Source organism: Ilumatobacter nonamiensis YM16-303, assembly GCF_000350145.1.
GTDB classification, from domain to species: Bacteria; Actinomycetota; Acidimicrobiia; order Acidimicrobiales; family Ilumatobacteraceae; genus Ilumatobacter_A; species Ilumatobacter_A nonamiensis.
In genome coordinates this window covers 1-10,074 of sequence record NZ_BAOL01000144.1, presented here as the reverse complement: position 1 = coordinate 10,074, position 10,074 = coordinate 1, and the positions used below count along the sequence as shown (strand labels likewise).

Annotated in this window: 9 protein-coding genes; 5 read left to right on the top strand and 4 right to left on the bottom strand. The window is 67.8% G+C overall.

Annotated elements, in window-relative coordinates; all coding sequences use genetic code 11:
* Positions 1–29: 29 nt before the first annotated feature.
* Positions 30–962 (bottom strand): SDR family oxidoreductase, encoded by a 933-nt coding sequence (locus ON45_RS13380; RefSeq protein ID WP_040494492.1) that lies wholly within the window; start codon positions 960–962, stop codon positions 30–32.
* 79 nt (positions 963–1,041) lie between these two features.
* On the opposite strand from ON45_RS13380, the gene ON45_RS13375 reads away from it, so the two are divergent.
* Complete coding sequence (locus tag ON45_RS13375; RefSeq protein ID WP_051063036.1) at positions 1,042–2,274, top strand: NAD(P)/FAD-dependent oxidoreductase; 1,233 nt, start codon at positions 1,042–1,044, stop codon at positions 2,272–2,274.
* 33 nt (positions 2,275–2,307) lie between these two features.
* Here the strand turns inward: ON45_RS13375 and ON45_RS13370 are convergent, their stop codons facing one another.
* A complete protein-coding gene (locus tag ON45_RS13370) occupies positions 2,308–2,631 on the bottom strand; it encodes a hypothetical protein (protein WP_040494491.1) in 324 nt (107 codons plus the stop codon).
* 79 nt (positions 2,632–2,710) lie between these two features.
* Between ON45_RS13370 and ON45_RS13365 the strand changes: the two genes are divergently transcribed.
* The 3 genes from ON45_RS13365 to ON45_RS13355 are packed head-to-tail and all read left to right on the top strand — an operon-like array spanning position 2,711 to position 5,768.
* Entirely contained in the window at positions 2,711–3,742 is a 1,032-nt protein-coding gene (locus ON45_RS13365; protein WP_083914959.1) for an AAA family ATPase, read from the top strand.
* A 2-nt stretch (positions 3,743–3,744) separates the two neighbouring features.
* The gene (locus tag ON45_RS13360) at positions 3,745–4,737 is read left to right on the top strand and encodes a DUF58 domain-containing protein (protein WP_051063035.1); all 993 of its coding nucleotides are present in this window, start codon (positions 3,745–3,747) and stop codon (positions 4,735–4,737) included.
* Complete coding sequence (locus tag ON45_RS13355; protein ID WP_051063034.1) at positions 4,734–5,768, top strand: VWA domain-containing protein; 1,035 nt, start codon at positions 4,734–4,736, stop codon at positions 5,766–5,768. The genes ON45_RS13360 and ON45_RS13355 overlap by 4 nt, the downstream gene beginning before the upstream one ends.
* A gap of 9 nt (positions 5,769–5,777) precedes the next feature.
* Here ON45_RS13355 and ON45_RS13350 read toward each other — a convergent pair whose 3' ends face one another.
* Positions 5,778–6,824 (bottom strand): LLM class F420-dependent oxidoreductase, encoded by a 1,047-nt coding sequence (locus ON45_RS13350; protein WP_040494489.1) that lies wholly within the window; start codon positions 6,822–6,824, stop codon positions 5,778–5,780.
* A gap of 92 nt (positions 6,825–6,916) precedes the next feature.
* On the opposite strand from ON45_RS13350, the gene ON45_RS13345 reads away from it, so the two are divergent.
* Positions 6,917–9,022, top strand: coding sequence for an alpha-L-fucosidase (locus tag ON45_RS13345; RefSeq protein WP_040494488.1), 2,106 nt, complete (start codon positions 6,917–6,919; stop codon positions 9,020–9,022).
* Positions 9,023–9,060: 38 nt separating this feature from the next.
* On the opposite strand, the gene ON45_RS13340 is transcribed toward ON45_RS13345, so the two are convergent.
* Positions 9,061–10,074, bottom strand: a 1,014-nt coding sequence (locus ON45_RS13340; RefSeq protein WP_040494487.1) for a GTP-binding protein, incomplete at its 5' end; no start/stop codon positions are given.

Below are 10,074 nucleotides of genomic sequence, written 5' to 3'. Positions count from 1 at the left end.
CGTGACGGGTCTGACCCGTTACGTAACGCTCAGCCGAGGCCGGCGACGAGGTTCTGGGGTGGTCCGCCGGTGACGCCGTTCATGCCCGTGTTGCCGCGGGCCTCGGCGAGCAGGCCTTCGACGGCCGCCCCGAGAAGTGTCGGATCCTCGATCGGGTCGATCGACGGACCACGCACCCACGGCTCGGCGACGGCGAGGAACTGACCCGACGCCTCGAACACCCGGCCGGTCACACCCGCTGCCTCCTCCGAGCAGAGCCACGTGACGATCGGCGCGATCCATTTCGGCGACCGGGCCTCGCGCTCCTCGTCGGTCTCGGGCGCCGGGCCGAGTCCTTCGGTCATCCGCGTCAGAGCGACCGGCGCCACCGCGTTGACCGTCACCCCGTAGCGCGCCAGTTCGAGCGCGGCGATGTTCGTGAACGACGCGATCCCCGCCTTCGCCGCCCCGTAGTTCGTCTGGCCCGGGTTGCCGTAGATCCCCGACACCGACGCCGTGTTGACGATCCGACCGGACACCTCCTTGCCGGCCTTCGACTGTTCACGCCAGTACGCCGCAGCGTGACGCGCCGGCGCGAACGTCCCTTTGAGGTGCACGTCGATCACCGCGTCCCACTCGTCTTCGCTCATGTTCGCCAGCATCCGGTCGCGCAGGATCCCGGCGTTGTTGACCACGCCGTGGAGGTCTCCGAAGGTGTCGATCGCCTGGTCGACCATGCGCTTCGCGCCGTCCCAATCCGACACGCTCTCGCCGTTGGCGATCGCCTCGCCACCGGCTGCGGTGATCTCCTCGACCACCTGCTGCGCCGGTGAACGATCGTCGCCGGTCCCGTCCATCGCTCCACCGAGATCGTTCACCACGACCTTGGCACCTTGACGCGCCAGGCTCAGTGCATGTTCGCGTCCGATGCCGCGACCGGCCCCGGTGACGATGACGACCCTGCCTTCACACAATCCACTCATGTCCCGAAACGTAGGCGGCCCCGATCCGGTCCCACGAAGCCGACCCGACCGGACCTCGTCGCCCGTAGCCTCCTGGGCGATGACGCAGGAGAACTTGTCGGCCGACGTCGTGATCGTGGGAGGTGGACCGGCCGGAAGCGCGGCGGCGATCGAGCTCTGCCGGTCCGGCCGATCGGTCGTCATCATCGACAAGGCGGTGTTCCCACGCGACAAGTGCTGCGGCGACGGATTGACCACGCTCGCGCTGCGAGAACTCGAGCAACTCGGCCTCGACCCCGGCCGCGTGGACAACTGGTTCGACGTGAACGGCGCCGTGCTGCGGTCACCATCGGGCCGGCAGGTGACCGTGCCACTACCGACCGACGGCCGGTATGCCGCCGTCGCACCACGACTCGAACTCGACTCGGCGCTGCTCGACCTCGCCCGGGATGCCGGCGCGGATGTCCGCGACGGCCACGGTTTCCGAGCGCTGGACACGAGTCGTTCCGAATCCGACGACGTGGTCACCGTCGAAGCAGACGACCTGACGATCGACACCCGCTACGTCATCGCCGCCGACGGCATGTGGAGCCCGGTTCGCAAGGCGACCGGCTCGAACGACCCCGGCTACCTCGGCGAATGGCACGGGTTTCGCCAGTACGCATCGGACGTCACCGGCACCGCCGCCCACGAGCTCCACGTGTGGTTCGATCCGGACCTTCTGCCCGGCTACGCCTGGTCCTTCCCGTTGCCGGGCAACCGGGCGAACATCGGGTTCGGCGTCCTCCGCGACGGGAGCCGCACGGGTAAGGAGATCAAGGCGATCTGGCCGGACCTGCTCGCTCGTCCGCACATCGTCGAGGCGCTCGGCGACGGGTTCACGATGGAGGATCGCCACACCGCTTGGCCGATCCCGGCGCGCATCGATTCGCTGCCCCTGACCTCGGGGCGGGTGCTGTTCGTCGGCGACGCCGCAGCGGCGACGGACGTGATGACCGGCGAGGGAATCGGCCAGGCGCTGCTCACCGGACGGATCGCGGCCGAGGCGCTCGTGGCTGCGGGCGCGTCTCGCCCGGACGACGCGACGCGGATCTACACCCGCGAGGTCCAGCACCACTTGGTCGCCGACCACCGAATGTCGCTCGCGCTCGGGAGCGTGCTGGCGAAACCGTGGGGCGCACGCGGCGCGATCCGCGTCATCGAGGCCAGCGGATCCTGGGGCCGGCGCAACTTCGCGCGCTGGATGTTCGAGGACGAACCGCGTGCCGTCGCGCTCACCCCGTCACGCTGGCATCGCCGCCTGCTCACCCGTCCCGGCGCCTACCGATCCTGAAATCTGTGTTGGTGACTGTCACCAACGCACATTTCACGAGTCGGCGTCGGGGAGCTTGGCCTCCACGTCGACGTCGCCGACGGTGACCGTGATGCCGTCCTCGTCGATGTCACCCGGCTCGTCGGGACTCTCCGACACGGCAACCATCTCGTCCTTCTTCGGACCCTCGTAGATCTCCGACAACGCCAGCATGGCGCCCGCCATTGCGGCACCGGCGACACCGCCTTTGCGTCGGCCGGCCTCGATCGCGGACCTGCGCTGTTTCGCGAGGACCTCTTCGTCCTCGATTCGCTGCCATTCGTGCTCGTCGAAGGGAGCGTCGACCGGATCCTCGTCGCGCACGGTGTCGTCACCCATGAGCACCACGATACGGTCACCGGACGACACCGGCTCGTCGCCGGATGTTCCGCCTCCTCTGCCAGTAGTTTCGACGGCGATGACGCACGAGACGCCGCCTTCTCCGATGGACGATCAGCACACGGCGGAAACCTTCGAGAAGGTCTTCTTCGAGCTGCGCAAGGTGATCGTCGGCCAGACCCGCCTGCTCGAACGGTTGCTGGTGGGCGTCCTGTGCCGTGGACACTGCCTCCTCGAATCCGTCCCAGGGCTCGCGAAGACACTCGCCGCGGAGACTCTCGCGAACGTGGTCGGCGGCACCTTCGCACGCATCCAGTTCACTCCGGACCTGCTGCCGTCCGACATCGTCGGCACGCGGATCTACCGGGGCAGCAGCGAGACCTTCGACGTGGAGTTCGGCCCGGTGTTCGTGAACTTCCTCCTCACCGACGAGATCAACCGGGCACCGGCAAAGGTCCAGTCCGCGCTGCTCGAAGTGATGGCCGAGCAACAGGTGACGATCGGTGGCGTGACCCACCCGGTGCCCGAGCCGTTCTTCGTGGTCGCGACGCAGAACCCGATCGAATCCGAGGGCGTCTACAACCTTCCCGACGCGCAGCGCGACCGATTCATGATGAAGATCGTGCTCGATCACCCGACGCCGGACGAGGAGCTCACGATCCTGGACCGGATGGGCATCACCACGTCGCTTCCGGTCCCCGAGCAGGTGATCACGCTCGACGAGTTGATCCAGTTGCAGCACCGTGCCGACGAGGTGTTCGTCGACCGGTCGGTGGCGCAGTACGCGGTCGACCTCGTGCAGTGCACGCGCAACCCCGGGCGCTTCAACCTCGGTGACCTCGACGACATCATCGGCCTCGGGGCCAGCCCCCGCGCCACGATCAACCTCGTGCGTGGCGCCCGGGCGCTCGCGCTGCTCCGCGGCCGCACCTACGCCACGCCTCAGGACGTGTTCGACCTCGCACCGGAGATCCTGCGCCACCGCCTGCTCCTCACCTACGACGCACTGGCCCAGGACATCACGACCGACGACATCATCAACCGGATGCTGGCGGCCGTACCCGCCCACTGGGTCTCGCCGAAGCCGAACGACGCGTTCTCGCGGAGCTGAGTGTGCAGCCGACCTCGTCGAGCCCGACCGCTCCCCCGACAGAGCTTCCGCCGGCGACCCCGCGGTCGACGGCGGGAGGGTGGGTCCAGGGCCCGACTCCTGATTCCGTCGCCGAGCACCTCCGATCACTCGAGCTGATGATCACCCGCCGTCTCGACGGGGTGCTGCACGGCAACCACCAGGGACTCACGCCCGGACACGGTTCCGAGCCCGGCGAGTCGCGGCTGTACCAACCCGGAGACGACGTCCGCCGGATCGATTGGAACGTCACCGCCCGCACGAACGAGACCTACATCCGCGAGCAGATCGCCGACCGTGACCTGCTGGCGTGGCTCGTCGTCGACGTGTCGGCCACGATGGACTTCGGCACCCAGCAGAACGACAAGGCGCAGACCGCGATGGCCGCAGCCGCCACGGTGGGTTTCCTCACGGCTCGGGCCCAGAACCGGCTCGGAGCGGTGCTCGTCGCCGGCCGACGGTTGCACGTGATGCCTCCCCGGGCCGGAGTGAACCAGGTCCGCGCGATCCTGGCATCGCTCGCGTCGGCGCCGCCTGCTGATGGTGCCGGCCTGGCCGACCTCGCGGGAGCGATCGACCGGGTGGGAGCGATCGCCAACCGACGCGGCTTCGTGGCCGTGGTGTCGGACTTCACCGGTGAACAGTGGATCCAACCGCTCGGTCGGGCTGGATTGCGCCACGAACTCCTCGCCCTCGTGGTGTCGGACCCTCGCGAGTTCGATGTCCCGCCGATCGGCCTCGTCCAACTCGTCGACCCCTCGACCGGACACGGCCGTGAGGTGCGTGTGACCGCCAAGGTGCAACGCCGATTCGCCGAGGCTGCCGCCGAGGAGCGGGCCCGACGACTTGCCGGACTGAGGCGCGCCCATGCCGAGATCGTCGAGTTGTCGACTGCCGACGATTGGCTCGCTTCCATCATCACCCACGTCCAGCGCAAGCGAGTCCAGGCGGTACGCGGCGGGGTGATGCCTCGGTGAGTTCCACCCTGCTCGGTACCCGCGTGACCGGCGCCATCCTTCCCGACTTCCTCGACCCGGAACGACTGTGGCTCCTCCTCATCGTCGTGGCGCTCGGTGCCGGCTACGTCGCGTCGCTGGTGTGGCGCAAGGCGGCGCAAGTGCGCTTCACTCAGGTCGATCTGCTCGACCGCGTGGCCCCGAAGCGGCCGCACTGGCGGCGCCACGTGGTCGCGGCCCTTCAGCTCCTCGGATTGGCGGTGGCGGTCATCGCGATCGCGCGGCCCGTCGAGCACACGTCCGAGCGGACCCGCAGCGAGGGTCGGATCCTCGTGCTGTTCGACGTGTCGCTGTCGATGGAGGCCACCGACGTCGCTCCCAACCGTCTGGAGGCCGCGAAAGTGGCCGCCCGGGACTTCATCGATGAGGTCGACGACGACGTCGAGGTCGGTCTCGTGTCGTTCGCCGGCGTCGTCCGCGTACAGGTCGAGCCGACACTCGATCGTGACCGGGTGAACGATCGGGTCGATGGTCTGGAACTCGACGAGTCGACGGCGATCGGCGACGCGATCATCGTGTCGACCAACCTGCTCACCGACGCCGCCGACGACCAGGACGACGAGTCGGCACCCGATGACGATCTCGCGCCGGGCGCGATCGTGCTCCTCACCGACGGCGAAACGACCATCGGACAGCCGACCATCGTCGGAGCCGAGGTCGCGGCCGACGCAGGTGTTCCGGTGTTCACGATCGCATTCGGAACCGCCGACGGATTCATCACCGATCCGATCAACGGCGAGATCTACCCGGTCCCCGTCGTGCCCGACGAACTCGAAACCGTCGCGGAGATGACCGGTGGCCAGGCGTACGAGGCACAGTCCGGCGATGCGCTGGCCGATGCGTACGACGAAGTTCGCGACAGCCTCGGCGACACGCTCGGCGAAGAGATCGAGATCACCAAGGAACTCACCTGGCGCTGGGCGCTCGCCGCGTTCCTCCTGCTCACGGCCGCCTGGTCGCTCAGCCTCTGGTGGCTCCGCGGCATGGTCTGAACTCAGAGATCAGGGAAGGAGCGTCTTGAGTTCTTCGATCGTCGAGACCGGGTCCGCGCCGACCGCGTTGACGCTGAGGTGGGTGACCCCGGCTTCGCTGTACGCGGCGAGGCGCTCCTTCACGAAGCTCTTCGGCCCGACGAGGTTCGTGTTCGCCAGCATCTCGCTCGGCACGAGCGACGCCGCCTTCTCCTTCTCGCCGGACAGGTAGTTGTCCTGGATCGCGATCGCCTCGTCGACGTAGCCGTACTTCTGCATGATCGTGTTGTAGAAGTTCTTGTCGCGCGCACCCATGCCACCCACGTAGAGCGCGGTCGACGGACGGGCGAAGTCGAGGATCGCATTCGCCTTGTCGCCGACGAGTTCCTCGCCGATCGCGACCATGCCACCGGCGGAGATCTGCAATTGGCCGAGGTCGGCATCGCGCTCGGCGGTGCCCGCCTTGATCTCGTCACCCCAGACATCGTGGAACTTCTCGGGGTCGAAGAAGATCGGCAGCCATCCGTCGGCGTGCTGCGCTGTCGCCTTGACGGAGAGACCCATCAGGCTGGCCCAGAAGATCGGGACCGTGTCACGTACCGGGTGGTTGATCAGCTTCAGCGGCTTTCCGAGCCCGGTGCCTTCGCCCTCGGGAAGGGGAACCTGGACGGTCGGGCCGTCGTAGACGACCTTCTCCCGCTTGAGCGTCATCCGGCAGACGTTGATGTAGTCACGGATCCGCGGCATCGGCTTCTCGTAGGGCACGCCGTGGAAGCCCTCGATCACCTGCGGACCCGATGCACCGAGACCCAGGATGAACCGTCCGCCCGACACGTAGTCCAGACCTGCGGCGGTCTGCGCCATGCACGTCGCCGTCCGCGAGAAGACGTTCATGATCGCGGAGCCGATCTCGATCGTGTCGGTCTTCGCCGCGAGGTAGCCCATCTGGGAAACGGCGTCGTAGCTGTACGCCTCCGGCACCCACACCACGTCGAGGCCGGCCTTCTCCAGTTCCACGACCTTCGCGACGTCGGCGTGGAAATCACCGGAGTAGTTGATCATCATCGAGAGCTTCATCGAGGTGACGATAGATCCGCCGCGATGCGGACCTTCAATCGGAGGCCCTTCGTTGAATCGCGGGAGGGACGACGCGCGAGACTCGGTCTCCGATGACGATGCCGGCATGGTGGAGCGAGCGACGATTCGGGCTGTTCGTCCATGCCAGCCCCGCGAGCGTCCCTGGCTGGGCACCGATCGGTGCCGATGCCGCGCAGTACCAGAGACTGCTGGGTGAAGCGCCTCCCGGAACCTCGGATCCGACCACACCGCTCGTCGAGGTACTCGCGCACCACCGGGATCGCTGGGGCCACGTCGCGACGTTCGACGACTTCGTCCCGCTGCTCACCTACGAACGGTTCGACGCCGAGGACTGGGCACAACTCGTGTCGGACTCCGGCGCGAACTACTCGATCCTGGTCGCGAAGTACGACGATGGCTGGACGTGGTGGGACGCGCCGGGGTCGACCCGTCCGCTGACCGAGGACGGACCGCATCGCGACGTGATGAGCGAGTACGCCGCGGCGTGCGAGCGCCACGGCATCGAACTCGGGAGCTTCTACTCACTCGTCGACGCCGGGGAGGCGGAGTCGCAGATCATCGACCTCGTCGACCGGCATGGATCGGCGATGCTCTGCTGCGACGGGCGGCGTCTCACCGAGGACGGGGTCGCGCCGGACACGACGGACCTCCTCGCCGGGGTGCGTCGAATCGATGTCGACATCGTGATCGACGACGGGTGGGGGACTTCCGCGGACTCGATCGACGAGGCCGCGGGGCGAGTTCGGACATTCCACGGCCAACCGCCCGACGACATCGTCGACGGTCCGTGGCAGCTCATCCGCGGGCTCGGCGCCAGCCTGGGATACAACCGGGCCGAACGCGACGAGCACCGGCTGACCGCACGCGGCGTCGTCGCCCTCTACACCGAGGTCGTGGCCAAGGGCGGCAACCTGTTGCTCGCGGTCGGCCCCGACGCCGACGGGATCGTTCTCCCGGAACAGGCCGGTCCGATTCGTGATGCGGGACGATGGATCCGAGCGTACGGACCGACGCTCGCAGGGACCAGGCCGTGGACCGTCTGGGGCGACGGCGACGTGCGATACGTCGCCGACGACGGACAGGTGCTCGCGATCGACGTCGCCGGACACGGCCGTCTGGCCGAGTTGCACAGCGCTGCATGGAAGGTTCGCACCGTCGAACTCGTCGGCGACCGGGACGCCGAGATGACCTGGTACCAGGACACCGACGGACTGCACATCGAACGGCACCCCGCGGGAACCCGCCCGTCCGGACCCGACGTTGCGATGTACCGCATCTCACTCGACGTCGCCGACCGTCCCGACGAGTTGTTCGAGTCGCCGCCGCCATCGCCGGTTCCGCTCGCACCGCTGCTCGCGGACGTCAGACCCGGCGCGATCGTGCAACTCGGGGACGGGGTGTACGAGGGTCCGGCTTCGGTCCCTCCCGGTGTCGTCGTCCGCGGGCTCGGCCCGGATCGCACGACGATCGCGGTCGCTGGACCCGGAGCTCTCTCCGGCGAGTCGGGACCGGCCGTCGACCTCGGCGAGAACGCTCGACTCGAACACGCGCACGTCACCGGAAACGCGGTGCCCGTCGTGGTCACGGGAAACTCCGCAACGGTGCTCGGCTGCACGGTCAAGGGGGTTGTCGAGGTCCGAGCCGACGACGTGCTGCTTCGCGCCGTCACGGCGACGGGGCTCGTCGGGACGAACGCCGACCGACTCCACGTCTCCCGGTGCAACCTCGCAGGAGGTCGCGACGACGTGGGCATCGACCTGCGCCGAGGTGGCGGACACGTCATCGATTCGAATCGCTTGTCGGGCCACCTCTGCTCGATCCGGCTGAACGAGACGACCGGCTCGAACGTCCACGGCAACACGATCTCCGCAGGAAGTTGGGGAATCCATCTCGACCATTGCGAGAGTGCCCACGTCCACGGCAACCGGATCACCTGGACGATGCGGGCCGTCGACGTCGACGGCGGAACGCAGGCGGTTGTCGACGGCAACGCGGTCACCGATGGCGACAGCGGGTGCGTCGTCCAGGACGGTGCCAGCGAGTGCGAGGTCTACGGCAACCACTGGGAACGCTGCCGGGTCGGCCTGCTCGCCTGGGAAGCCGTCGCACTGCACCACCAGGACAACATCGCCAGCAGCCTCCACGAACCGGACGGCGCTCTCGTCACCGGCCCCTAGCGTGACGTCACGGGTCTGACCGTCACGTCCCGGCACGATCAGTCGGCGTGGGCGGCCTTCTTGGCGGCGCGGTTGCGGATCGTGGGGTCGAGTTCGACCTTGCGGATCCGGATGTTCGAGGGGGTGACCTCGACACATTCGTCGATGCTGATGAACTCCAGCGCACCTTCGAGCGAGAGCAGCTTCGGCGGCGTGACGTTGACGGTCTGATCCGACGACGACGCGCGCACGTTGGTCTGCTTCTTCTCCTTGCAGATGTTCACGTCCATGTCACCGGCGCGGGAGTTCTCGCCGACGATCATCCCGCTGTAGACCTCCTGGCCGGCCGACACCATGAGGGTCGAACGCTCCTGCAGGTTGATCATCGAGTAGTTCGTGACCGGCCCGGTGCGGTCGGCGACGAGCACGCCCTGGGCGCGGGCACGGATCTCGCCGGCCCACGGCTCGTAGCCCTCCGAGGTGTGCGAAAGGACGCCCGTGCCACGCGTCTCGGTCATGAACTCGGTTCGGAAGCCGATGAGTCCACGCGCCGGGACGAGGTAGTCGAGCCGGATCCATCCGGTTCCGCCCATGTTCTGCATGCGTCCCTTGCGCGTCGCGAGCAGCTGCGTCACCGCTCCCATGTATTCGTCGGGAACGTCGATCGTGACGCGCTCGACCGGCTCGTGCACCTTGCCGTCGATCTCCTTGGTCAACACGACCGGCTTGCCGACGGTGAGTTCGAAGCCCTCCCGGCGCATCTGCTCGACGAGGATCGCCAGCTGCAACTCGCCGCGGCCCTGAACCTCCCAGGCGTCGGGACGCTCGGTCGGCAGGACGCGCATCGACACGTTGCCGACGAGCTCCTGGTCGAGCCGGGCCTTCACCAGCCGCGCGGTCAACTTCTTGCCTTCCCGCCCGGCGAGCGGTGAGGTGTTGATTCCGATCGTCATCGACAGCGCCGGCTCGTCGACTTCGATGATCGGCAGCGCGACCGGATTCTCCGGGTCGGCCAGCGTCTCGCCGATGTAGATGTCCTCGATCCCGGCAACCGCGACGAGATCGCCCTGACG

Coding starts and splice junctions, on each gene's coding strand:
- ON45_RS13365 (WP_083914959.1), top strand. CDS start 2,711: ATGACGCACGAGACGCCGCCTTCTCCGATGGACGATCAGCACACGGCG.
- ON45_RS13375 (WP_051063036.1), top strand. CDS start 1,042: ATGACGCAGGAGAACTTGTCGGCCGACGTCGTGATCGTGGGAGGTGGA.
- ON45_RS13350 (WP_040494489.1), bottom strand. CDS start 6,824: ATGAAGCTCTCGATGATGATCAACTACTCCGGTGATTTCCACGCCGAC.
- ON45_RS13370 (WP_040494491.1), bottom strand. CDS start 2,631: ATGGGTGACGACACCGTGCGCGACGAGGATCCGGTCGACGCTCCCTTC.
- ON45_RS13380 (WP_040494492.1), bottom strand. CDS start 962: ATGAGTGGATTGTGTGAAGGCAGGGTCGTCATCGTCACCGGGGCCGGT.
- ON45_RS13345 (WP_040494488.1), top strand. CDS start 6,917: ATGACGATGCCGGCATGGTGGAGCGAGCGACGATTCGGGCTGTTCGTC.